The following is a 21,922-nucleotide window of genomic DNA, read 5'->3' as shown; positions in this document are numbered from 1 at the left end:
GGGCTACCGCCGTGCCGCCAGCCACTCGGTCTGCCGCAGCCACTGCACCATCTGCCCGCCCTCGTGGGCGTTGAACTCGTAGACCTCGATCTCGGCATCGGTGGAGCCGCAGTGGTTGAAGGCCGCGAAGACGCTCGACGGCAGCACGACCGGATCCATCAGCCCGACCGAGAACAGGACCGGTGCCGTGATGCGGCGGGCGAAGTTCACACCGTCGAAGTACGACAGCGTCTCGAACACCCGGTCGACCCGGTCGCGGTGCACCGAGAGGTAGCGGCTGATCTCGACGAAGGGGTTGTCGGGGGTGAGCGGCACCGACCGACGGAAATGGCAGAGGAACGGCACGTCGGGCATCGTCGCGGCGACGGCCGGATGCAGCGCCGCGACCGCCAGGCTGATGCCGCCGCCCTGGCTCGCGCCGGTCACCGCGATGCGGCGCGCATCGACCGCCTCCAGCCGGGTCACCGCGTCGATCAGCAGGACGGCGTCGGTGAAGACGCGCCGGTAGTAGTACGTGTCGGGATGCCGGATGCCCCGCGTCATGAATCCGGGAGTCGACCCGTCGGATCCGTGCGGGTCGGCCGTGTCCCCGCCGGATCCCCATCCGCTCCCCTGACCGCGGGTGTCCATGAGCACGTGCACGTAGCCCGCCGCCGCCCACTGCAGACGCTCGCCCGGAAGGCCGCGACCGCCGCCGTAGCCGACGTACTCGACCACGGCCGGGCGCGGTCCGCCCTCGCGGGGGCGCGTGATCCAAGCGCGGACCGGCTCGCCGCCGAAGCCGGTGAAAGTGAGGTCTTCGACGATCAGCTGATCGATCGGCGTGATCGCCGCCTCGATCCGGGCCGGAGCCGCGAGCCCGCGGGATTCCGCGAGCGTGCGCTCCCAGAACGCGTCGAAGTCCGCGGGTTCTGCGACGTCGGGGCGGAAGGTGCGGAGCTGCTCGAGGGAGAGGTCTGTGAGTGCCACGGCGTCACCCTAGCCGATCCGCGGGCCGGTGCTCGGGTCAGGGGGTGATGACGGCGCGGCCCGAGATGCGGCCCTCGGCGAGCGCGGCGAACGCCTCCTGCGCCTGGTCGAGGGAGAACCTCCGGGTGACCAGGCGGCGCAGATCGACCCCGCCGTCGGCGGCGAGGGCGACGACGCGCGGCAGCTCCTCCCTCGTCCGGGCGCCGAACGAGCCGACGATGCTCTGCCCGCGACGCACCACCGGAGTGATGGGCACGGCAGCCGTGGCCGCACCGGCGGCGATGCCGACAGCGACCATCCGGCCGCCTTCGGCGAGCGACGCGACCGCCAGTTCGAACGTCTCGGGGCGGCCCAGCGCCTCGAACGACACGTCGACGCCGCCCGGAACGGCGGCGCGGATGGCGGCGAGGGCGTCTTCCCTGGTCGAGTTCACGACGATGTCGGCACCGAGCGCCCGCGCCGCCTCGAGCTTGTCGTCGTCGACGTCGACCGCGATGATCGGCGACGCGCCGAGTCCGGCCGCGACCTGGATGATGCTGGAGCCGACGCCGCCGACGGCCACGACGGCCACCGAGTCGTCGCTCGAGAGACCGCCCTTCGACGCGGCGCCGTAGGCGGTGAACACCGCGCAGCCGAGGATCGCGGCCTCTTCGAGCGGAACCTCCGGCGGCAGGGGGGCGAGGGCGGCGACGGGCACCACCGCGTACTCGGCCAGCCCCGACATGGAGTACATCGAGATGCGTGAGCCGTCGGCGCGACGCAGGCGCGACGTGCCGTCGAGCAGGTTGCCGTGCACGCGGTTCTGCTCGAAGAACACGGGACACAGGTCGTCGCGTCCGCGTCGGCACTGCCGGCACGTGCCGCAGGGCATGATGAACGCGCCCACGACCGGCATCCCGATCTCGAGGCCGCTGTCGTCCAGCCCGCCGCCGAGTTCGACGACGATGCCGCTGACCTCGTGCCCGAGCACGGCGGGCGCGGGGAACGGCACCTCGCCCTTCAGCAGGTGCAGGTCGGTGTGGCAGACGCCGCAGGCGACCACCTTGATGAGCACTTCCCGGTCCAGCGGTCGCGGGACCGGCACCTCTTCGAGGACGAGCGGGCGTCCCACGCCCTCCCAGATCGCCGCACGCATGGTCGCGGGCAGGGGTTCGACGTCGTGATTCACGGAGCTTCCTTTCGCAGTCAGAGACCGATGAGCAGCAGGATGCCGCGCACGAGCACCGTGCCGGCGCCGACGAGCGCGAGGGCGACGAGCAGGCTGCGGGCGACCCGCGGCGTCACCACGCGGCTGAGCAGCTCGCCGATCACCATCCCGGCCAGGCAGGCGGCGGCGACGGCGACCCACATCCAGATGTCGAGACCCGGGATGCCGCCGGGCGAGAGCCAGAGCTTCGCCGCGAGCGACATGCTGCCGATGGTGAGGAACACCGGCTGCATCGTCGCGGCGAACGACCGATGGTCCCAGCGGGTCAGCACGCCGTAGATGCCCAGCGGCGGTCCGCCCACCCCGGCGGTGACGTTCATCACCCCGCTGAGCGCGCCCGCGGCGACCAAGGGCGGCACGTGGTCGGGCGACAGCCGCGACCGCACCACCAGCGACGAGATGAGCCCGGCGATGATGAGCGCGCCCACCAGGATGTCGAGCCAGGCGACGGGGAGCACGATCAGGAGCAGGGCGCCGGGGATGATGCCGAGGATGGCGGACGCGGCCAGAATCGCCCATCGCCGCCATTCGACCTGCGCGAGCGACCGCACGGTGAGGGCGGCCGAGACGACGACGCCGCAGACGTTCACGAGGAACACGCCGCTGATCGGGTCGAGCAGCAGCACGAAGAAGGGCGAGGCGACCAGCGCGAATCCCAGACCGGTGATCCGCTGCATGCCCGCCCCCACGACCATGATCGCGAGGAGCGTGGCGAAGACGGTCAACTCCATGCGATGTAACGGGTCTCCTGGAACTCCTCCATGCCGACGGAGGAGCCCTCCCGCCCGATCCCCGAGAGCTTGGAGCCGCCCATGGGCGCGAACGCCACCGACGGCACGGCGTCGTTGACGCCCAGGATGCCGGCGTCGATGCGGTCGGTCAGCGACCAGACCCGCCCGGCGTCGCGCGTCCAGGCGTAGGCGGCGAGGCCCATCGGGGTGTCGTTCGCCATCGCCACGGCCTCGTCGTCGGACCGGAACGACCAGACGCCGGCGACAGGGCCGAAGATCTCCTCGCGGAAGATGCGCGCGTCGGTCGGGGCGTCGGCGATCAGCGCGGGCCGCACGAACGAGCCCTCGGCGGGCACGTCGTCGCGCTCGGTGACACGTCGTCCTCCGCGCTCGAGAGCGTCGGTCACGAAGGCGCCGATCTCGGCGGCGCGCGCCCCGGAGATGACCGGACCGAGGTCGGGGATGCCGGCGCCGTCGCGGTCGGGTCCGAGACCGTGGCCGAGCTCGAGCGCGTCGAAGGACCGGGCGAGCCGCTCGGTGAACTCCTCCGCGACGTCCTCGTGGACGAGGAAGCGGTTGGCTCCGACGCACGACTGACCCGTGTTGCGCAGGCGCGCGATGACGGCGCCGTCGAGCGCGGCATCCAGGTCGGCGTCGGAGAAGACGAGGAAGGGAGCGTTGCCGCCGAGCTCGAGCAGGGGCCGCACGATGCCCTCGGAGGCCTGGGCCATCACACTGCGTCCGACCTCGGTCGATCCGGTGAAGCTCACCACCCGGGTGGCCGGGTGCGCGATCAGCGCCGACGTCACCTCGCGGCCCGGGCCGTGCACGAGGTTGAGCACGCCCGCCGGGACGCCGACATCGTGCAGCACCTCGATGAGCCCGGTCGCCGCGAGGGGCGCCTGCTCCGAGACGCGCGCGACGACCGTGCAGCCTGCGGCCAGCATGGCGGCGAGCTTGCGCGCCTGGATCGAGACCGGGAAGTTCCACGGCGTGAGCGAGAGCGCGACCCCCGCCGGGCGGTGGACGGTGAGGTGACGGCGACCGCTGCGCTCACCCTCCATGGTCGAACCCCCGCCGCGGCGCGCCTCCTCGGCGAACCAGCGCAGGTACTCCCCCGAGAACGCCAGCTCGCCCTCGGCCTCGGGCAGGCGCTTGCCCGCCTCCCGCGCCAGCGTCTCGGCGAGGTCGGCCGATCGCTCGGCGAGCAGGTCGGCGGCCTCGCGCAGCAGGTCGGCACGGTACCGGGGCGTGGTCGCCGACCACGACTCGAAGGCCGCCGCCGCCGCATCGGCCGCGCGGCCGGCCGCCGCGGCATCCGCCCAGGCCACCCGTCCGACGGTCGTGCCGTCCGCAGGGTCGATCACGTCGCGGAAGACGTCGGTCGCCTCTCGGCGGCCGGCGATGAGGGAGAGGGCCTCGGAGTGCATGGTCATCCTTTGCTCGCCCCCGCGGTGATGCCGGCGACGAAGTACCGCTGGAGGAAGATGTACGCCACGACCACCGGCATCGACGCGATGATGACGCCGGCGAACATCGCCGGGTAGTTGGTCTGGAACTCGCCCTGGAAGCCGAGGAGCGCGAGGGGGAGCGTCTCGTAGGCGTCGTCCTGGATGAACAGCAGCGGGAACAGGAGGTCGTTCCAGATGATGACGAACAGGAAGATCGCGGTCGCCGCGAGCGAGGGAGCGGAGAGCGGGATGACGATCGAGCGGTAGGTGCGCCACGGCCCCGACCCGTCGATCGAGCTCGCCTCGTACAGCTCACGCGGGAGCGTCTTCATGAACCCGCCGAGGATGAAGACCGTGATGGGCAGCGAGTGCACCACCTCGATCAGGATCAGGCCGACGAGCGAGTTGAGCAGACCCATCGATCCGAACATCACGTAGAGCGGCACCATGATCGCCTGCGCGGGGATCGACATGCCCAGCACGAGCACGCCGAAGATGAGCCACCCCCGCCAGCCCGGGATGCGCGCCACCCCGTAGGCGGCCAGGCTGCCGATGAACAGCGCCAGCACCAGCGAGACCGCGGTGACGATGACGCTGTTGACGAAGGGCGTGCCCAGGTCGGCCGTGCCGAACAGCGTCTCGTAGTTGGCGAGCGACGGCGACGACGGCAGCGAGAACGGTGCGGAGAACAGCTCCTGACTCGACTTGAAGCTGCCGAAGACGACCACGGTCAGCGGGACGATGATGAGGACCGAGTAGATGAGGAGGATGCCCCATCGGGAGACCTTGGCGATCATGATTCCCTCAGCTCTGAGCCTGCGTGACCTTGAGCACGCGACGCTGCACGAACACCACGACGCCGATCAGGGCCATGAAGATGATCGATTCCGCAGCGGCGTAGCCGTACTGGAAGTTCGCGAAGGAGGTGTAGATGCGGGTGGACAGGATGTCGAGGGCCGTCTGCGGCGGATTGCCGACCAGACCCAGCACGAGATCGAACGCCTTGAAGGCCTGGATGGTGGTGTAGGCCACGACGATCGTCATCGCGGGGGCGATGAGCGGCCACGTGATCGACCGGAACTGCTGCCAGCGGCTCGCGCCGTCGACCTCGGCCGCCTCGTACAGCTCGCGCGGGATGTTCTGCAGCCCGGCGATGAACACGACCATCATCTGCCCGGAGTGGAACCACACCTGGGTGACGGCCAGCCAGATGATGGCGGTGTTCGCGTCGCCGAGGTAGCTGCCCTCCATCCCGCCCAGCCCGACGGCGCGGAGGGCGCTGTTGGCGAGTCCGAAGCTCGGGTCGTAGACGAACTTCCAGATGAAGCCCACCGACACCGAGGAGAGGATGGTCGGGAAGAAGTACAGCGCCCGCAGCACGACCGAGCCGCGCGAGTTGCGCACGAGCAGGAGCGCGAGCACGAGCGCGAACAGCGTCTGGAAGATGACGACGATCAGCAGGAACCGCAGGTTGTTGCCCAGGGCGTTCCCGAAGAGGCTGTCCTGGGTGAACGCGCGAACGAAGTTGCCGACGCCCACGTAGTCGAAGTCGGCGGAGTAGCCGTCCCAGTTCGTGACCGAGTACTGGAACGACTGCGCCAGCGGCAGCAGGAAGAAGAACGTGATCAGCGCCAGCGCCGGTACGGGGAACAGGAAGAGTCTCCAGTCCACCCGCATCGGGCTGCGCCTGCGTGTGCGAGTCATGTGCCCTGCTGCTGGTCGATGATCTGCTGAGCGGCCTCGGCCGCCTGCTCGGGAGAGGTGCCGGCCGCGACCTTGACGCACGACTCCCACACCGCGTTCGCCATGTCGAGGTTGGTGAACTGGTAGCGCGGGGCGAGGGCGATCTTCTTGTCGAGGAACGCGGCTGCCTTGGCGAGGTCGGGGTTGGTGTACTCGACGCCGGCGACCGTGACGAACTGGGCCGTCTCGTTGGCGTAGAACTCCGCCGACTCCTTGCGGCTGAGGAACTCGACCCAGGCGAGTGCCGCGGGCTGCACCTTGCTGGCCGCGTTGACGCCCAGCATGAAGGTGGCGTTGTAGACGCCCTCCCACTTGCCCTCCCCCTTCGGGGCGGGGTTGGGGAAGATCATGTCCATGTCGAAGGTGCTGCCGAGGCCGCGCACCGTCGCCAGGCTGTAGGAGCCGGTGGCGAGCATCGCCGCCTGACCGCTGGCGAAGAGCTGCTGCGACGACTCGTAGCTGGTGCCGGTGAAGTTCGACTGGAAGAACGGCGCGAGCTGCTGGTACTTCTCGAGCACCTTCAGGAACCAGTCGTCGGTGACCTTGAGCTTGCCCTCCTGCACCTGGGTGAACATGTCGTCGGACGGCGCGTCGTGCAGCACGAGGCTGTTCACCAGCTGTGCGGCGTTGCCCTGGTCGCCGCCGGGCCAGGAGATGGGGGTGACCCCCGAGCTCTTGAGCTTGTCGCAGGCGTCGAGGAATGCGTCCCAGTCGGCGGGGGCGATGTCGGCCTTCGCCTTGTCGAACAGGTCGACGTTGGCGACGGGCATCAGCAGAACCGTCTGGTACGGGATGGCCAGCTGCTTGCCGTCGGCCTGCCCCGCCTCGATGAGGTCTGCCGTGTACGACTTCGGCGCCTTCGTGCCCGACAGGTCGGTGAGGATCTCGGCGTCGACGAAGCTCTTGAACTGCGATCCGCGGAAGCTGGTGAGGGCGTCGCCGCTGGCGCCGTTGCGCACCCGCTGCAGGGCCTGTCGGGAGTAGTCGTTCGACGCGGTGATGTCCTGCACCACGGTGACGTCGGCGTACTCCTTCTGGAACCGCGCGATGAGCTCGTCGAACGCCGCCTGGTCCTCGCCGCGCCAGTGGGCGAACGAGACCTCGCCCTTGGGCGTGCCGGATGCCGGCGGGGTCGGTCCGGCGGCCGGCGCGCTGCCGCCGCCGGGGCGGGTGCCGGGACCGGCGCAGGAGGCGAGCAGGAGGCCGGCACCGGCCATTCCCGCCAACTGCAGGATGTTGCGCCGGGTCATGCCGTTCTCGGGCTGGACCGTCATTTCTGTTCCTCTCGTCGTTGAGCTGACACACCGTGAGCCACGCGGTCGAGTGATCGTAACACCGGATCGTCGGCTGTGGCAAGAGGTCTGACCACTGACCTCAAAATATCTAGGAAGCGAGGCGATCACGCCTCGGTGGAGCCCGCGGATTCCGTCGCGTTTGCGCGCATCGCCGTGCGGTACGCCGCACGGATGTGACGACGGGCCGCGGCACGGGCACCGGCCTCGTCGCCCGTCTTCAGGGCGTGCAGGATGGCCTCGTGATCGAGGCGCGACTTCTCGAGCCGGCCCTGCACGTGGATGGTCGTGCGCAGGCCCTCACGGATGAGGTCGTTGAGCACGCCGAGCGTCTGATCGAGGAACGGGTTCTCGGCCGCCGCCGCGATGCGCATGTGGAACTGCACGTCGAGGTCTTGCAGCGCCGTCCAGTCCTTGACCGGCTCGTCGGCCTTCGCGTTCAGCGCCCGCAGCGTCTCCTCGACGGCTTCGAGGGCCTCCTCGTTGCCGATCTTGGCCGCCCATCCCGCCGCCGGCACCTCGAGCGCCTCGCGCATGTCGTAGAGATGGTTCACCGTCAGCATGGCCTCGTCGAGGCCTTTGCGCAGACCCTCGTACAACGGCGGCCGCTGGATGAAGACGCCCTGGCCCCGTCGCACGGCGAGGTAGCCGCGCGCCTCGAGGAACTTCACGCCCTCGCGGACCGACGGGCGCGAGACGCCGAGCAGCTCGGCCAGCTCACGCTCCGACGGCAGCCGGTCCTCGGGCTTGAGGGCCTCGGTCTCGATGAACCGCAGGATCTCATCGGCCACGCGCTCCGGCACGCTCGAACGATCCCCGACGGCTCTCCAGCTCACCATGCCCGCGTCTCCCCTTCCGCTCCGCTCGGCGATCGGGTCGCCGGCGCAGTGATGATCATCCTATTGTCCGGTCGATCGTCTGCCCCGGGAGGCTCGACGATCATGTCGAGGAGGAACCCGTCGCCGTGCGCATCCGCGTCACCGCCGGCGCGCAGCGCGCTGAACTCGTCGGGACCCCATTCGAGACGGAACGCCCCGATGCGCCACGACGCGCCGTCCGGCGCCGGCGCCGAGGCGCCGAACGCCGACCACGGGATGCCGAGCACGGCATCCCAGCCGCACACGTCTCGCCCCGCGTCGCGACGGATCCGTGCGTCGGTGACCCAGCCGGGGCAACTCCACGAATCGTCGTACCGCTGTGCCGCGCCGCCCGGGTCGTGCACGCGCAGATCGCGCACGGTGCCGATCGGACTCACCTGGAACTCGTACAGGCACGCATCGCCCGGCGGTCGCAGGTAGATCTCGACGGCCTGCTCCTGCCACACCTTGTCCTTGTAGCGTGACAGGGTGGCGCGGATGTCGACCGCGTCGGCCGTGAAGCGCGCCCAGAGATGCTCCGGCGTCACGGCGACCTGCACCAGGGTGGGCATCCGCGGGGCGGCCCCCGATCGTGCGTCGACCAGCGACCGTCCGGGATGGTCCGCCCATCGCGGATCGTCCCAGCCGGTCGGCCCGGTCTCCCACGTCGGGAGGGGGAGGGCCGCTCCCGCGGATGCCTGCTCGGTCACGCTCCCGCGACCGCCTTCGCCTCGGCGACCGTCTCGCGCCAGTCGACGTCGGCGAACTCGGCGCGGGTCACGAGGCGGTTCTCCGCCACGGCGATCTGAGCGGCGTAGCAGGTGAGCATGTTCTCCAGGCCCGTGCGCCAGTTCGTGTAGGGCTCCACACCGTCGAGCACCATCGCGCTGAACGCGTCGTGCATCTCGTAGTAGCCGTAGTGGTGCTGATCGTCCAGCGGGCTGGTGGTCGGCACGACCGTGCGGGTGCCCTCGTCGGTCTCGACGTCGAACTGCTCGAACGTGCCGCGGATCGTGCCCTTGTCACCGACGAGCAGGAAGTCGTCGGAGTGCGTGAGAGCGCGACGGAAGTACGTGAACGTGTGCGCCGCCCGGAAGCCCGGGAAGTCGATGATCAGCACCCCGTTGTCCTCGAACTCGAAGTCGTCGGGGAACGTCTCGCGACCGCCGAAGCCGGCCATCGCCTGCCAGGGCAGCTCGCCGCTGAGCCGGTAGATCATGTCGAGCCAGTGCACGCCCTCCTTGATCATCGAGCCGTCGACCTCGGCGTACTTCTTGCGGTGCACGGGCCGCCAGGGGCCGCGGTGGTAGTCGAAGCGGATCTGGCGCGGCGATCCGATCTCGCCCGAGGCGATGATCTCGCGGATCGCGTTCGCGAAGCCGCTGTAGCTGAGCTGGAACCCGAGCATGTAGTGGTTCGGATGCTGCCGCGCCGCCTCCGCGATCGCGAAGGCCTCGTCCATCGTGCGAGCCATCGGCTTGGTCGACAGCACGTACTTGCCGGCCTCGAGGGCCTTGATGGCATAGGGCGCGTGCAGCACGTCGGGAAGCACGAGCACGACGGCGTCGACGTCGTCGCGGGCCAGCACCTGCTCGAAGTCGGAGAGGTAGTCGACATCGGCGAAGCCGGGGGCATTGCGCGACGCCTTCACCCAGTCCTTGTGGTGCTGGAACACCGCGGCGCTCGCATCCACCGTCTCGATGTCCTCCTCGCCGGTGAGCCAGTGCCACGGCCGGGGGTTGGTGTCGCAGACGGCGACGAGGGTGTAGCGGGGGTGGTGGAGGACGGTGTAGACGTCTTCCAGGCCTTGGACGAGTCCGACGATCGCGACGCGGACGGTGTTGCTCGACATGATTTCCTTTCGGTGGTGCGTGGGTTCGGTTCAGGATTCGGCGGCCGACGCGGTCTGCGTCTGCGGGTCGCTGCGGGGGAGGATGCTGCGCCCGCCGTCGCAGCGGATGATCTCGCCCACGATGAAGCCGGCCGCCGGCGACGCGAGGAACGCGATCACGGCCGCGACCTCATCGGGCGCGCCGAAGCGGTCGAGCAGGCTCGTTCCCGGCGGCGCGACGTCGGGAGAGACCCACGCGGCGATGGCGCCGGGCTCGACGGCGTTGACCCGGATGCCGCGGGCGGCGAAGTCGATGGCCATCGAGCGCGTCAGCGTGGCGACGGCCGCCTTCGAGGCGGCGTAGGCCGCCCAGCCGGCGATGGGACGTTCGCGCTGCAGGGCCGTGAGGTTGACGATCGCGCCGCCGCGCGGCATCCGCTTCACGGCCTGACGGGTGCAGCGGACCACGCCGAGCACGTTGACCTGGAGAACGTCGTCCCACTGCTCGTCGGTGAGCTCGCCGACCTCTCCGCGATGGTCGTAGCGGGCGGCGTTGTTGACCAGCACGTCGACGCCGCCCCATGCCTCGTCGATCGCGGCGAAGGCCTCGTCGACGGCCGCGCCGTCGACGAGATCGACCGGCAGCCCCAGGTGACCCGAGCCGGCGAGCGAGGCGACGACCTCGCGCACCCGGTCGGCATCGCGGTCGAGCACGGCGACACGGTGGCCGTCGGCGGCGAACCGCAGGGCCGTGGCGCGTCCGATGCCGGCGCCCGCGCCGGTGACGACGATGCGGTCAGCCACGTCGGCTCCCGTCGTGACGCACGCTGAAGGTGCGGTTGAGGTGCGCCTCGGCGAGAAGGTCGGGGATCCGGCGCCGCGCGCCGCCCTGCCGCACGTCGGCCGTGCCCGTGCAGAGCCACCAGTAGAGCATCGTCTGTCCTTCCGCGAGAAAGTCCCACGTGTAATAGGCGCGGGCCGTGGCCTGCAGGGCGAGCTCGATCGTGCCGGCGCCGTCGGGCAGGTCGACCACGACCTCCCAGGCCTGCGCCACGAGCATGTTCGTCTGCGGGTCGTGCCACGTGCGCGTGGTGCGCAGGGAGAGCCCGTCGCCGGTGACGTCCCAGGTGCGATCGCCGAGGGTGACCTGCGCCCAGGCCGAGCCGAGAGACGGTCGTGCGAGCAGCGCCACGCTGAGGCCGTCTCCCGAGGCGGTGTACCAGCACACACCTCCCCCGGCGAGGAGCCGGACCGGGTCGTGGACGAGTCCGAGGTGGATGTGCCGTTCGTGCACCGCATGCGCGTCGCGCACCGCCACGCGGCGGCCGGGAAGCACGAGCGCCCCCGAGGCGCTGCCCGAGGCGATCCACCACCGGTTCGCACGGACGTCGAGGCCCTCGGCCGGGTCGGTGAACCACATCGGCTCGGCATCGAGGTCGATGCGGAGGTCGGCCTCCACGCCCGCGTGCGTCCCCGTGATGCCGAAGGTCGGCGGGGCGGCGCGGTAGCTGCGGTGCGGTGTGGTCCAGATCACCGCGTCGGGCGCGGCATCCGTCTCGGCCGTCACCGCGACCTGCGACCAGTCGTACTGGTCACGGGCGTCCCACCCGATGGCGATGAAGTCGTTGTCGCCGAGCTCGGCCTCAGCCCCGGCGGGCGCCTCGACGAACAGCGTCTGGTCGAGGGCGAACGACCCGGGGCGGTACGAGGCACCGGCGACGCCGTGCACGAGGTAGGGCGAGCTCCAGAAGAGATAGTCGGTGTCGCCGTCGCGGCCGCGGATGCTCCAGCCGTTGTTCTCCCAGAGCTGCTTCTCGCCGCCGACGCGGGCGCGGTGGTCGAGGTACTCGGATGCGGGGAAGTCGCTGCGCTCGATCATGCGCGGCCCTCCTTCGACGAGGCGGGGGCGCCGTCGGCCAGGTGGGCGGTGACCGCGTCGGCCAGCGTCAGCGGCGACACGTCGGGCCAGCGACCCAGCCGCTCGTGCACGCGGGAGCAGATGCGGGCGAGACGGTCGGGGGCGTCGCCCGCGACGGCCTCGGCCGCGGCCGCGACCTCGGCGCCGATCGCCTCGACGGCCTGCTCGCTCTCGACGAGGAACGCGTCGACGGCGTCGCCGTGGAAGCGCGGCTCGTGCGCGGCATCCATCGTCTGCAGGTCGAGGGCACGCAGCGCGCGGATCGTCGCGCGGTACGCCGGCACGTCGGTGTAGTGGGGCGGGAGCAGTCGGCCTTCGCCGTCGATGACGCCCCAGCCCATGACCGCGTCGCCGACGAAGGCGTGGGCGCGCGCCGCCGACACCGCGACGACGTGCCCGTCGGAGTGCCCGGGCGCCGGCACGACGCTCCAGCGCTCGCCGTCGCCGAGGTCGAGCTCGGTCACCGCGGTGAGGCGCACATCGGCCGCGACGGCCGACCCCGCCCGGGCGCGCAGCTGGGCGATGCGCTCCGCTTCGAGGTCGACACCGGCGTCGCCGAAGCGGTCGTACCGCTCGGCGACCAGCACGTCGAGGTCGTCCATCAGGCGCGCGTCGAGCGCGTGGGCGATCGTGACCAGCTGCGGAACCGCTCGCCGCAGCTCGGCGATGCCCCCGAAGTGATCGACGTCGGCGTGCGTGACGACGGCGAGGTTGCGGGGTGGCGGCACCAGATCGCGGGCCGCGAGAGCCGGAAGGATGGCGTCGGTCGGCGTTCCGGAGATGCCGGCGTCGACCCACAGCCACGCATCGCTTCCGCACACGATGGCCGTGCGCACCGGCTTCACGCGGCCGATCCGCCCCTCGACGATGAGGATCTCGGCGTGCATCAGGCGTCCCGCCGGTACCGTTCGAGCAGGTCGAGGTCGACGTCGACGCCGAGACCCGGACCCTCGGGCAGGTGGATGCCGCCGCCGTCGCGGCGCGGGCTCTCGACCAGCAGGTCGGACTCGTTGAGGTCGTAGGCCAGCGCGCAGGGGAACTCGAGCTCGGGCAGCGCCGCGGCCACGTGCAGGTGGGCGGCCTCGGAGACGCCGAGGGGCACGCGCTCGCCGAGCGTCATGCGGGCGCCGAACGAGCGCGCGATCGCCGCGATCTCCATGACCGGCGCGATGCCACCGCACTTGCCGATGTAGGCGTGGAGCACGTCGGCGCCCCCTCCCGAGAGCAGCACCCGCGCCTCGGGCGCGGAGACGAACCCCTCGTCGGAGATGATCGGCACGGGCGAGGCGTCGACCACGCGGGCGTTGGACTCGACGTCCCAGAACGCGCACGGCTGCTCCACGGCCTCGAGGCCGTAGGGCGCGTAGCGGTCGATCGCGGCCACCGCCTCGGGCGCGGCCCACGCCTGATTGGCGTCGAGGCGGATGCGGATGCGGTCGTCGACCACGTCGCGGATGGCGCGCAGGCGGGCCTCGTCGGCGCGCGGATCGGCGCCGACACGCACCTTGAGCAGCTCGTAGCCGGCCTCGACGTAGTGCCGGGCGAGATCGGCCGACTGCTCGGGGCTGCCGACACCGACGTTCTTGACCGTGGGGATGCGCTCTCGACGGATGCCGCCGAGAAGCTGCGCGACGGGAAGCCCGAGGTGCTTGCCCTGCAGATCGAAGAACGCCATCTCGATCGCGGCACGCAGCGGGTTCCAGTGCCAGAGGCGTTCGATGGCCAGCATCTCCTGCCGGTCGATCGCCCGATGCAGGCCCTCGATGTCGAAGATGTCGCGCCCGACGACCACGCCCTCCAGCTGATCCTCGACGACCTGGTGCATCGAGCGCACACGGGTCACGCACTCGCCCCAGCCGTAGCTGCCGTCGCGCGTCGTCACCCGCACGAGCGAGAACCACGACGACTGGTCGGAGTCGCCGCGCTGCAGCGCGAAGACCCCGCGACGCGGCACCCGGACCGGGAACACCTCGATGCTCTCGACGAGCACGGCTCCGTGCGACATCAGCTGTGCTCCTTCGATGCATGCCCGACGAGGGCTTCGAGGTCGGGGACGCCGAGGTCAGCGAGGACGGCGGCGAGGTCGCGCAGCTCGTCGTCAAACAGGCCGGTCTGAGGCGCGGCCAGCGTGGGGGTGGCGATGCCCTGCAGAGCCAACGCGCCCTTCGCGCCGGCGGGGAACGGGCCTCGACGCAGCGCGAGGATGAGCTTCGTGAGACGGGCCTGGGAACGGCGTGCCGTCGAGAGGTCGCCGGCGCGCACCGCGGCGACGAGCTCCACGACCCACGACGGCGCGACCGAGGCGGCCAGGGTGATCCCTCCGGCGGCTCCGAGCAGGATGCTGGGCAGCACCAGCGAGTCGGTGCCCACGTAGGTGTGCCACGGACGGTCGGTCTCGTCGCGCAGGGCGATGATCTGCTGGAGGTATTCGAGGTCGCGGTTCGAGTCCTTGACGCCCGACAGGGCGCCGGATCGGGCGAGATGGGCGACCGTGGCCGGCTCGAGACGCACGCCCGTGAACGCGGGGATGTGGTAGCCGAGCACGGGCTGGCGGGCGACCGAGGCGACATCCTCGTAGAGGGCGATGACGCCGCGCTGGTCGATCGTGCCATAGGAGGGGGGAGCGACCAGGACCCCGGCGATCGGGAGGCGTCCGAGCCGCTCGACCGTGGCACGCGTCTGCGGCGCGTCGGTGGCGGCGACGCCCACGATCACGGGCACGCGGCCTGCGGCCGCCTCGAGACCGACCTCGACCGCCCGCTCGCGCACGTCTGCGCCGAGCGAGGCGACCTCGCCCGACGAGCCGAGGAGGAGGAGCCCGTCGACGCCGCTGCCGACGGCGCGGTCGATGACGGCCCGGAGGGCTGCGTCGTCGAGCCGCCGATCGAGCGTCAGGGGAGTCGGCAGGGCGGGGATGACCCCGCTCGGCAGGGCGGACGGGTTCGCTGGTGTGGGGGTCGACAGTGACACACGGCGATGCTAGCATCGCCATCACACGTTGGCAAGAGGTCAGACCACTGACCAGACGGCCGGAGGACCGAAGGAGTTCTGTGGTGGCTGATCCCGGAAGAGTTGCGCGCGCGATCCTGTCGATCGACGCGGGCACGACGGGCACCCGCGCCGCCTGGGTCGGCCAGGACGGCGTCGTCCGCGACATCGCCTACCGCCGCCTGAGCATCGAGCCCGGGCCCCGCGGTGTCGTCGAGCAGAACGCGATGTCGATCCTCACCCACACGATCGATGCGGCACGCTCCGCAATCGCCGCCGCCCGGCAGGCGGGATCGGCGATCGACGCCGTCGCCCTCTCGACGCAGCGGGCGACGGCCGTGCTGTGGGACGAACGCACGGGTCTGCCGCTCGCACCCGCCGTCAGCTGGCAGGACACGCGCTTCGCGGGGCGCCTCGGCGGCTTCGCGCCCGAGTGGGACGACAGACTGCGCGCCTCGGTCGGCCGCGGCGTCGGCATCCGTTCGCCCTTCCTCTGGGCCGCCGACGTGCTCGCGCGCGATCCGGAGGTCGCGCGATGCCACGCCGCGGGCGCGCTGCGGCTGGGCACGATCGAGACCTGGCTGCTGAACCGCCTCGCCGCCGACGGCACCCACGTCGCGACCGCATCGATGGCCGCGGCCACGGGCGGGTACGTGCTCTCCGAGCACCGCTACGCCCACGACTGGATCGCTGCGCTGGGCTGCCCGGACGACATCCTCCCCGAGCTCCGCGAAGACGTCTCGCACCTCGCCACCACCGCACCCGCGGTTCTCGGCATCGCCGTGCCGATCCTCGCCGCGGTCGGCGACCAGCTCGCCGGCGGCATCGGCCTCGGGGCGATCCGCCGCGGCCAGGTGCTGTGCGTGCACGGCACGGGCAGCTTCGTCGACGTGCTCGTCGGCAGCACTCCCCCGGCGCCGGCGATCGGACCGGTGACGTCGATCGTCACCGCGCGCCGCGATGGCGTGTCGTCGTTCGCCCTCGAGTCGTTCACCGCCAACACCGGCTCCGCCCTGGAATGGCTCTGCCGCGGCATCGGACTCTTCGACGCGCCGGCCGACGTCTCACGCCTGGCGCAGCAGGCGGACGGCCCCTCCGACACCTGGTTCGTGCCGAGCCTCACCGGACTGCGCGCGCCCGAGGAGGCCGACGCGCGCGCGTCGTTCACCGGGCTCGGCCTCGGAACCACTCGCGCCGACCTCGCCCGCGCGGTGCTCGAGGGCATCGCGCACTCCGTGACCACGACGGTCGAGCAGACCGCGACCGCCGCCGCGACCACCGTCGACGAGGTCATCGTGGGCGGCGGGCTCTCGGCCAGCGATCCCTTCCTGCAGCTCCAGGCCGACGCGACCGGCATCCCCCTCCTGCGGCCGCCCGGGGCGAAGGCCGCGTCGCTGCGCGGTGCCGCCTTCCTCGCCGGGTCGGGGCTGCTCTGGGAAGACCTCGACGCGGCGGTCGCGACCATTCCCGCGCCCGACGTCTTCGTGCCGTCGACGTCGGCGGACGAACGTGCCGTGCGCCGACGCGAGTGGGCGCACGTGATCGATGCGGAACTGATGCTGGCGAGAAGTCGCCGAACGATGAGAGAGGAACAGCAGTGAATCTGCTCCCGATGAGAAGACCGGATGCCGTGAAGGCCGCCATGGCGGTGGAACCGCGTCTGCACCGCAGGTCAGAGGCGATCGCGCAGCTGCAGGACGGCCCGTTCGACGTGGTCGTCGTCGGCGGAGGGATCACCGGCGCCTACGCCGCCCTCGACGCGGCGCTGCGCGGCTACCGCGTCGCCCTGCTCGAGAAGGACGACTTCGCGTCGGGCACGTCGTCGAAGTCGTCGAAGATGATCCACGGCGGGCTGCGCTACATCGAGCAGGGCAACCTGCCGCTCGTGCGGCATTCGCTGCTCGAACGCCAGCGCCTGCGCAAGAACGCCGCCCACCTGGTGCAGCGGCTGCCGTTCCTCTTCCCGGTGCTGTCGAGCGACGGCGTGTTCGACCCGCGGCTCGCGAAGGGCTTCGAGGCGCTGCTGTGGAGCTACGACCTGGCCGGCGGCTGGCGGGAGGGGGTGCTGCACCAGAAGCTGACCCCGCAGGAGGTGCTCTCGCACTGCCCGACCTTCCGCGCCGACGCGCTGAAGAGCGGGCTGATGTACTTCGACGCGCGCGCCGACGACGCGCGGCTGACCCTCACGGTCGCGCGCACGGCCGCGTTCCACGGCGCGGTCGTGCTCAACGGCGCGAAGGTGACCGAGGTGGTGCGCACCGGGCGCCGGGTCGCCGGCGTGCGCGTCGAAGCCGACGGCGCCGACATCCGCGTCGACGCGCGCGCAGTGGTCGTGGCGACCGGATCGTGGCTGCGGGAATGGACGGGCGCGGCCGACGACGTCGAGACGCCGAACATCCGCCCCGCGAAGGGCGTGCACATCGTCGTGCCGTGGCTCAAGATCCGCAACGACTGCACCATCACGATCCCGGTGCCCGGGCGCGCGCGCCGCGCCACGATCACCCGATGGGGCGACACGGCCTACCTCGGCACCACCGACGAGGACTACTCCGGCGACCTCGACGACGTGCACTGCACGCGCGAGGAGCGCGACTTCCTGCTCGAGGGCGCGGCATCGGCGCTCGACACCGACCTGACGCCCGACGACGTGCTGGGCAGCATCGCCGGCACGCGGCCGCTCGTCGCCCCTCCCGGCGGCGCCACCCGCGAGGTGAAGCGCAACCACGAGATCCGCGTCGACCCCGACGGGCTGGTCACGGTCGTGGGCGGCAAGCTCACCACGGCCCGCCACATGGCGGAGCAGACGATCGACGCCGCCCAGAAGGTGCTCGGCACCACGCGACGCTGTCGCACGAAAGACGCGCCGCTGCTCGGAGCAGCGGGATACGACCCGCAGTCCATCACCGCGACCGGCGGGCTGCAGGCCCACCTCGGCGAGCGCTACGGCACCCAGGCGGCGGTCGTCTCGACCCTCCTCGCGTCGGAGCCGGCCCTGCAGGAGCCGTTGATCGACGGACTGCCGTACCGGGCCGGCGAGGTCGTCTTCTCGGCGCGCTACGAGTTCGCGCGCTCGATCGACGACGTGCTCTCGCGGCGCACGCGGGCACGGCTCGCTGCCCGCGACGCCTCGGGCGGTGCCGCGCGCCGCGTCGGCGAGCTGCTGCAGCGCGAACTGGGCTTCGACGACGCCGAGCTCGAGCGCCAGATCGACCACTACCTCACCACCATCGCCCGCGAGCGCGACGTCCTGACCGGCGTCGCGGAAGGAGCACACCAATGATCAGCCGAGAAGCCATCGTCCGCGGATACAACCGGGGCAACTACACCGTGGGCGCCCCGACCGTGCCGCACTGGGTCGCGCGCCTGAGCCCCGACGCCGCGGCATCCGAGGCCGGCACCGGACTGCAGACCGACGTGGTGAGCGTCTCGGCCGAGACGGTGGAGCGCCTGGGCGAGACGTCCGACGAGGTGCTCGTCGCCCGCGACGACGTGATCGCCGCCACCCGCGACTGGTGGGCGCGCACGATGATCGCCGAGACCGCCGGCGACCCGGGCACCCCGGAGGGCGTCATCGTGCGGGTGTCGACCGTCGAGCAGGTGCAGGGCGTGCTGCGCATCGCCTCGGCCGAGGGCATCCCGGTGACCGTCTCGGCGGGGCGCAGCAACGTGACCGGCGCCGCCCTGCCGCTGCGGGGCGGCATCGTGCTCGACGTGTGCGGGCTCGACCGCTTCCTCGGCTTCGACGAGACGAGTCAGATCGTCGAGGTCGAGGCCGGCATGTTCGGCGACCTGTTCGAGAAGCGCATCCAGGAGGACCACGGCATGACCACGGGCCATTGGCCCTCGTCGTTCGCGATCAGCACCGTCGGCGGCTGGGTGGCGTGCCGCGGTGCCGGTCAGCTCTCCACGCGCTACGGGAAGATCGAAGACATGGTCTTCGGCCTCGACGTGGTGCTCGCCGACGGCACGCTCATCACCGTGGGCGATGCGGGGCGCGCCGCGGTGGGCCCCGACCTGATGCAGCTCTTCGTCGGCTCCGAGGGGACGCTCGGCGTCATCGTGCGGGTGCGGCTCAAGCTCCACCGCCTGCCCGAGTACGCCCGCGCCGTCGCCTACGGTTTCGGCAGCTTCGCCGAGGGGCTCGACGCCTGCCGCCGCATCCTGCAGGCCGGAGCGACGCCGGCGGCGCTCCGCCTGTACGACGAGCTCGAGAGCGGCGTGCAGTTCGGGCTTCCCGAGACCAACGTCCTGCTGATCGCCGACGAAGGACCCACCGGGCTGGTCGACGCGGGCCTCGACATCGCCCGCGAGGAGTGCGAGCGGGTCGGTGGGGCGCCGCTCGACGGCGAAGCGATCTTCGAGCGGTGGCTCGACACCCGGTACCTCACGGGCAAGAGCTCCGAGGGCTTCACGCCCGGACCGGGATTCGTGTCGGACACGCTCGAGATGATCGGCCGCTGGCGCGACCTCCCGGCGATCTACGACGAGGTCGTCGCGGCGCTCTCGTCGGTGCCGGGCACACTCGCCGGGTCGGCGCACCAGTCGCACGCGTACGTCGACAGCGCCTGCCTCTACTTCTCGCTCCGCGGCGACGTCGACCCCGCTCGTCGGGCCGACTGGTACCGCCAGGCGTGGGATGCCGCGAACGCCGTGCTGCTGCGCCATGACGCCACCCTCAGCCACCACCACGGCGTCGGCCTGCTGCGTGGCCCGTACATGCGCGAGTCGCTCGGGGCCGGATACGCTGTGCTCGAACAGGTCAAGAAGAGCCTGGACCCGCAGAACATCCTCAACCCCGGAAAGCTGGGCCTGCCGCTGTGACCGATCCGCTGCTCGTCATCGCCCGCTACGTCGCCCGCGTCGGCGAGGCCGACACGGTGCGTGCCCTGCTGGCCGAGCTCGCGACCGCGAGCCGCTCGGAGGAGGGCAATGTCTCGTACGAGGCGACCCAGGACGTGCTCGCCCCGGAGCGGTTCGTGATCGTCGAGGTGTACGTCGACGACGACGCCTTCGCCGCCCATCGCGCCTCGGAGCACTTCCAGCGCCTCGGCTTCGGCGAGATCATCCCGCGCCTCGAGTCGCGCGTCGTGCAGACGTTCTCGGGCGCGACGCGCGCGTAGCGCGCAGAGACCTGTTCGCGCCTGGCTCCCCTGGCCCTGTCCCGGCCGGAGTCAGGCGCGGACAGCATCCGTCAGCGGGGCGCGCTCGCCCTGCGTCAGACGTTGCGCGCGACGATGCACGATCTCGGCCTGCACGGCGATCATGACCGCCACGATCAGCAGCACCTGCGCGAAGCTCGACCCGGTCGGGATGCCGGAGAGCTGGGCGAAGACCGTGATCGCGATCTTCACGAGGATCATCCCGACGAACAGCGACACCGTCAGCCAGGTTCCCTGGCGCAGTGCTCGACCGTTCTCGTCTGTCCAGACCCGGGTGAGCAGCCCGCGGGCCACTCCCACCACCGCGCTGAGAGCGATGCCGATCGCCAGGACGAGCCAGCCGCGAGAGTCGCCGGGCAGCACCCACCCCGTCAGGGCCACGCTCATCAGACCGATCGCTCCGTACAGGAGCGCCATCGTGAAGCGCCCGGGACCACCCGCAGGGCCGACACGGGTCTGCCGGTAGATCGCGAAGCCGACCATGCCGGCGAGGAAGACGAGCTGAACGGCATTCATGACTTCTCCTAATTAAGAAACGAAACTGTTTCTTAAAGGAAAGCACGGTCAGGTAGGATACGCAAGTGGATCTTATTTCGGAGCCCGGCCGACCGAGCCGACCCAGCCGTCGTCGCGGCGATGAACTCGAAGCGGCACTGTTGTCCGCGGCGTGGGAGCAGCTGCTCGAAGCCGGGTACAGCGGCTTCACGTTCGACGCCGTCGCCGAGCGGGCGAGCACGAGCAAGCCCGTGCTCTATCGGCGCTGGCCCACCCGGCAGGACCTCCTCGCTGCCACCCTCGCCCGGCAGGGCAAGGAGAGCGCACTCACCGTGCCGGAGACCGGAAGCCTGCGCGGCGATCTGATCGCCCTGCTCGAGCAGGCGAACGCGCGACCCGAGCGCTACCTCGCGATGTTCAGCGTGGTCGCCGGCGGATTCGCCGCAGAGGGGATGCGCCCTGAGGACATCCGCGATCAGTTCCTCGCGCAGACCCCGTCGACCGTGGATCGGATCCTCGCCGACGCGCGTCGCCGAGGCGAGCTCTCGGATGGGCCCGTCGCCACCTCGGTGCGAGACGTGCTCTTCGACCTCTTCCGGATGCGTCTCTTCCTCGCCTCCGCTCCCCTGCCGCACACCGATCTGGTGTCGCTCGTCGACGACATCTACCTGCCGCTGCTCACGGCCTGATCCGGGCCCTGCCCGGCTCGAGCGCCGCCTCATCGGACCCTGAGCGCAGCATCCGCTTCCCGCTCGGCCTGAAGGAGATCACACGGTCTGCAGGAGCCGTTCCGGGTATTAATCCTTCAGAGCGTGCGATCTCTTTCGCAGTGCGTGCGCGACCTCAGTATTCGGTGTTGCTAAGTACCGGTACCTAGTGTTACTTTGTACTGGTACCCAGCAACACTGAGTACCGAACATCAGGAAGGGAGCGTCATGGGCAAGCAGATGACCGAGATGCTCAAAGGCACTCTGGAGGGCATCGTGCTGGCCCTCCTCGCCGAGCAGCCGGCCTACGGATACGAGATCACCGCGCGACTGCGCGATCACGGGTTCACCGACATCGCCGAGGGCACGATCTATGCACTCCTCGTGCGGATCGAGCAGAAGAAGCTCGTCGACGTCGAGAAGGTCCCGAGCGAGAAGGGCCCGCCCCGCAAGGTGTACTCGCTCAACGAAGCGGGCACCCAGGAGCTCGAGGACTTCTGGAGCACCTGGAGCTTCCTCAAGACGCACATCGAACAGCTGAACACCCGTAACGCACACGACAAGGAGAACTGAC

22 protein-coding genes are annotated in these 21,922 nt (G+C 70.9%); 6 read left to right on the top strand and 16 right to left on the bottom strand.

Annotation, left to right across the window (positions count from 1 at the left end; all coding sequences use genetic code 11):
- Nucleotides 1-3 precede the first annotated feature (3 nt).
- The 15 genes from AB3M90_RS11975 to AB3M90_RS11905 form a co-directional block, all read right to left on the bottom strand.
- The gene (locus AB3M90_RS11975) at nucleotides 4-969 is read right to left on the bottom strand and encodes an acetylxylan esterase (protein ID WP_412952218.1); all 966 of its coding nucleotides are present in this window, start codon (nucleotides 967-969) and stop codon (nucleotides 4-6) included.
- Nucleotides 970-1,006: 37 nt separating this feature from the next.
- Nucleotides 1,007-2,137, bottom strand: a complete 1,131-nt coding sequence (locus tag AB3M90_RS11970; RefSeq protein ID WP_412952217.1) for a zinc-binding dehydrogenase — start codon at nucleotides 2,135-2,137, stop codon at nucleotides 1,007-1,009.
- A gap of 17 nt (nucleotides 2,138-2,154) precedes the next feature.
- Nucleotides 2,155-2,907, bottom strand: a complete 753-nt coding sequence (locus AB3M90_RS11965; protein WP_412952216.1) for a sulfite exporter TauE/SafE family protein — start codon at nucleotides 2,905-2,907, stop codon at nucleotides 2,155-2,157.
- On the bottom strand, nucleotides 2,898-4,337 hold the full coding sequence (locus tag AB3M90_RS11960; RefSeq protein ID WP_412952215.1) for an NAD-dependent succinate-semialdehyde dehydrogenase: 1,440 nt from the start codon (nucleotides 4,335-4,337) through the stop codon (nucleotides 2,898-2,900). The genes AB3M90_RS11965 and AB3M90_RS11960 overlap by 10 nt, the downstream gene beginning before the upstream one ends.
- Nucleotides 4,338-4,339: 2 nt before the next feature.
- Complete coding sequence (locus AB3M90_RS11955; protein WP_412952214.1) at nucleotides 4,340-5,155, bottom strand: carbohydrate ABC transporter permease; 816 nt, start codon at nucleotides 5,153-5,155, stop codon at nucleotides 4,340-4,342.
- Nucleotides 5,156-5,162: 7 nt separating this feature from the next.
- Complete coding sequence (locus AB3M90_RS11950) at nucleotides 5,163-6,062, bottom strand: carbohydrate ABC transporter permease (protein ID WP_412952213.1); 900 nt, start codon at nucleotides 6,060-6,062, stop codon at nucleotides 5,163-5,165.
- On the bottom strand, nucleotides 6,059-7,375 hold the full coding sequence (locus AB3M90_RS11945) for an ABC transporter substrate-binding protein (RefSeq protein ID WP_412952212.1): 1,317 nt from the start codon (nucleotides 7,373-7,375) through the stop codon (nucleotides 6,059-6,061). The genes AB3M90_RS11950 and AB3M90_RS11945 overlap by 4 nt, the downstream gene beginning before the upstream one ends.
- A 125-nt stretch (nucleotides 7,376-7,500) precedes the next feature.
- Nucleotides 7,501-8,196, bottom strand: a complete 696-nt coding sequence (locus AB3M90_RS11940) for a FadR/GntR family transcriptional regulator (RefSeq protein WP_412952211.1) — start codon at nucleotides 8,194-8,196, stop codon at nucleotides 7,501-7,503.
- A gap of 29 nt (nucleotides 8,197-8,225) precedes the next feature.
- The gene (locus tag AB3M90_RS11935) at nucleotides 8,226-8,960 is read right to left on the bottom strand and encodes a carbohydrate-binding family 9-like protein (RefSeq protein WP_412952209.1); all 735 of its coding nucleotides are present in this window, start codon (nucleotides 8,958-8,960) and stop codon (nucleotides 8,226-8,228) included.
- Entirely contained in the window at nucleotides 8,957-10,102 is a 1,146-nt protein-coding gene (locus AB3M90_RS11930; protein ID WP_412952207.1) for a Gfo/Idh/MocA family protein, read from the bottom strand. Before AB3M90_RS11930 ends, AB3M90_RS11935 begins: the two co-directional genes overlap by 4 nt.
- 30 nt (nucleotides 10,103-10,132) lie before the next feature.
- Complete coding sequence (locus AB3M90_RS11925) at nucleotides 10,133-10,885, bottom strand: SDR family NAD(P)-dependent oxidoreductase (protein ID WP_412952205.1); 753 nt, start codon at nucleotides 10,883-10,885, stop codon at nucleotides 10,133-10,135.
- Nucleotides 10,878-11,960, bottom strand: a complete 1,083-nt coding sequence (locus AB3M90_RS11920; protein ID WP_412952203.1) for a hypothetical protein — start codon at nucleotides 11,958-11,960, stop codon at nucleotides 10,878-10,880. Before AB3M90_RS11920 ends, AB3M90_RS11925 begins: the two co-directional genes overlap by 8 nt.
- Nucleotides 11,957-12,886 carry an MBL fold metallo-hydrolase gene (locus AB3M90_RS11915; RefSeq protein WP_412952201.1) on the bottom strand — a complete coding sequence of 310 codons (930 nt, stop codon included), beginning with the start codon at nucleotides 12,884-12,886 and terminating at the stop codon, nucleotides 11,957-11,959. The genes AB3M90_RS11920 and AB3M90_RS11915 overlap by 4 nt, the downstream gene beginning before the upstream one ends.
- Nucleotides 12,886-14,004 carry a mandelate racemase/muconate lactonizing enzyme family protein gene (locus AB3M90_RS11910; protein ID WP_412952200.1) on the bottom strand — a complete coding sequence of 373 codons (1,119 nt, stop codon included), beginning with the start codon at nucleotides 14,002-14,004 and terminating at the stop codon, nucleotides 12,886-12,888. Before AB3M90_RS11910 ends, AB3M90_RS11915 begins: the two co-directional genes overlap by 1 nt.
- On the bottom strand, nucleotides 14,004-14,969 hold the full coding sequence (locus tag AB3M90_RS11905; RefSeq protein WP_412952199.1) for a dihydrodipicolinate synthase family protein: 966 nt from the start codon (nucleotides 14,967-14,969) through the stop codon (nucleotides 14,004-14,006). The genes AB3M90_RS11910 and AB3M90_RS11905 overlap by 1 nt, the downstream gene beginning before the upstream one ends.
- 83 nt (nucleotides 14,970-15,052) lie before the next feature.
- Here AB3M90_RS11905 and AB3M90_RS11900 point away from each other — a divergent pair, with 83 nt between their 5' ends.
- The 4 genes from AB3M90_RS11900 to AB3M90_RS11885 are packed head-to-tail and all read left to right on the top strand — an operon-like array spanning nucleotide 15,053 to nucleotide 20,107.
- Complete coding sequence (locus tag AB3M90_RS11900) at nucleotides 15,053-16,588, top strand: FGGY-family carbohydrate kinase (RefSeq protein ID WP_412952198.1); 1,536 nt, start codon at nucleotides 15,053-15,055, stop codon at nucleotides 16,586-16,588.
- Between the two features lie 11 nt (nucleotides 16,589-16,599).
- Entirely contained in the window at nucleotides 16,600-18,267 is a 1,668-nt protein-coding gene (locus AB3M90_RS11895) for a glycerol-3-phosphate dehydrogenase/oxidase (RefSeq protein ID WP_412952196.1), read from the top strand.
- Nucleotides 18,264-19,808 carry an FAD-binding oxidoreductase gene (locus AB3M90_RS11890; RefSeq protein WP_412952195.1) on the top strand — a complete coding sequence of 515 codons (1,545 nt, stop codon included), beginning with the start codon at nucleotides 18,264-18,266 and terminating at the stop codon, nucleotides 19,806-19,808. The genes AB3M90_RS11895 and AB3M90_RS11890 overlap by 4 nt, the downstream gene beginning before the upstream one ends.
- On the top strand, nucleotides 19,805-20,107 hold the full coding sequence (locus AB3M90_RS11885) for a putative quinol monooxygenase (protein WP_412952194.1): 303 nt from the start codon (nucleotides 19,805-19,807) through the stop codon (nucleotides 20,105-20,107). The genes AB3M90_RS11890 and AB3M90_RS11885 overlap by 4 nt, the downstream gene beginning before the upstream one ends.
- A 51-nt stretch (nucleotides 20,108-20,158) precedes the next feature.
- On the opposite strand, the gene AB3M90_RS11880 is transcribed toward AB3M90_RS11885, so the two are convergent.
- Nucleotides 20,159-20,662, bottom strand: coding sequence for a hypothetical protein (locus tag AB3M90_RS11880; protein WP_412952193.1), 504 nt, complete (start codon nucleotides 20,660-20,662; stop codon nucleotides 20,159-20,161).
- 65 nt (nucleotides 20,663-20,727) lie between these two features.
- Here AB3M90_RS11880 and AB3M90_RS11875 point away from each other — a divergent pair, with 65 nt between their 5' ends.
- Nucleotides 20,728-21,330, top strand: a complete 603-nt coding sequence (locus AB3M90_RS11875) for a TetR/AcrR family transcriptional regulator (RefSeq protein ID WP_412952192.1) — start codon at nucleotides 20,728-20,730, stop codon at nucleotides 21,328-21,330.
- 246 nt (nucleotides 21,331-21,576) lie between these two features.
- On the top strand, nucleotides 21,577-21,921 hold the full coding sequence (locus AB3M90_RS11870) for a PadR family transcriptional regulator (protein ID WP_412952190.1): 345 nt from the start codon (nucleotides 21,577-21,579) through the stop codon (nucleotides 21,919-21,921).
- The last annotated feature ends 1 nt before the right edge of the window (nucleotide 21,922 follow it).

The organism is Microbacterium martis (assembly GCF_047246685.1).
Classification (GTDB): domain Bacteria; phylum Actinomycetota; class Actinomycetes; order Actinomycetales; family Microbacteriaceae; genus Microbacterium.
Note: the sequence above shows the minus strand (reverse complement) of the source record. Positions and strands in the feature narration are given on the sequence as shown.

What these genes read in the sequence shown, in the direction of transcription:
- AB3M90_RS11965 (WP_412952216.1), bottom strand. Translation starts at nt 2,907, where the DNA reads ATGGAGTTGACCGTCTTCGCCACGCTCCTCGCGATCATGGTCGTGGGG.
- AB3M90_RS11960 (WP_412952215.1), bottom strand. Translation starts at nt 4,337, where the DNA reads ATGCACTCCGAGGCCCTCTCCCTCATCGCCGGCCGCCGAGAGGCGACC.
- AB3M90_RS11955 (WP_412952214.1), bottom strand. Translation starts at nt 5,155, where the DNA reads ATGATCGCCAAGGTCTCCCGATGGGGCATCCTCCTCATCTACTCGGTC.
- AB3M90_RS11950 (WP_412952213.1), bottom strand. Translation starts at nt 6,062, where the DNA reads ATGACTCGCACACGCAGGCGCAGCCCGATGCGGGTGGACTGGAGACTC.
- AB3M90_RS11945 (WP_412952212.1), bottom strand. Translation starts at nt 7,375, where the DNA reads ATGACGGTCCAGCCCGAGAACGGCATGACCCGGCGCAACATCCTGCAG.
- AB3M90_RS11930 (WP_412952207.1), bottom strand. Translation starts at nt 10,102, where the DNA reads ATGTCGAGCAACACCGTCCGCGTCGCGATCGTCGGACTCGTCCAAGGC.
- AB3M90_RS11920 (WP_412952203.1), bottom strand. Translation starts at nt 11,960, where the DNA reads ATGATCGAGCGCAGCGACTTCCCCGCATCCGAGTACCTCGACCACCGC.
- AB3M90_RS11915 (WP_412952201.1), bottom strand. Translation starts at nt 12,886, where the DNA reads ATGCACGCCGAGATCCTCATCGTCGAGGGGCGGATCGGCCGCGTGAAG.
- AB3M90_RS11910 (WP_412952200.1), bottom strand. Translation starts at nt 14,004, where the DNA reads ATGTCGCACGGAGCCGTGCTCGTCGAGAGCATCGAGGTGTTCCCGGTC.
- AB3M90_RS11895 (WP_412952196.1), top strand. Translation starts at nt 16,600, where the DNA reads ATGAGAAGACCGGATGCCGTGAAGGCCGCCATGGCGGTGGAACCGCGT.
- AB3M90_RS11890 (WP_412952195.1), top strand. Translation starts at nt 18,264, where the DNA reads ATGATCAGCCGAGAAGCCATCGTCCGCGGATACAACCGGGGCAACTAC.
- AB3M90_RS11880 (WP_412952193.1), bottom strand. Translation starts at nt 20,662, where the DNA reads ATGAATGCCGTTCAGCTCGTCTTCCTCGCCGGCATGGTCGGCTTCGCG.
- AB3M90_RS11870 (WP_412952190.1), top strand. Translation starts at nt 21,577, where the DNA reads ATGGGCAAGCAGATGACCGAGATGCTCAAAGGCACTCTGGAGGGCATC.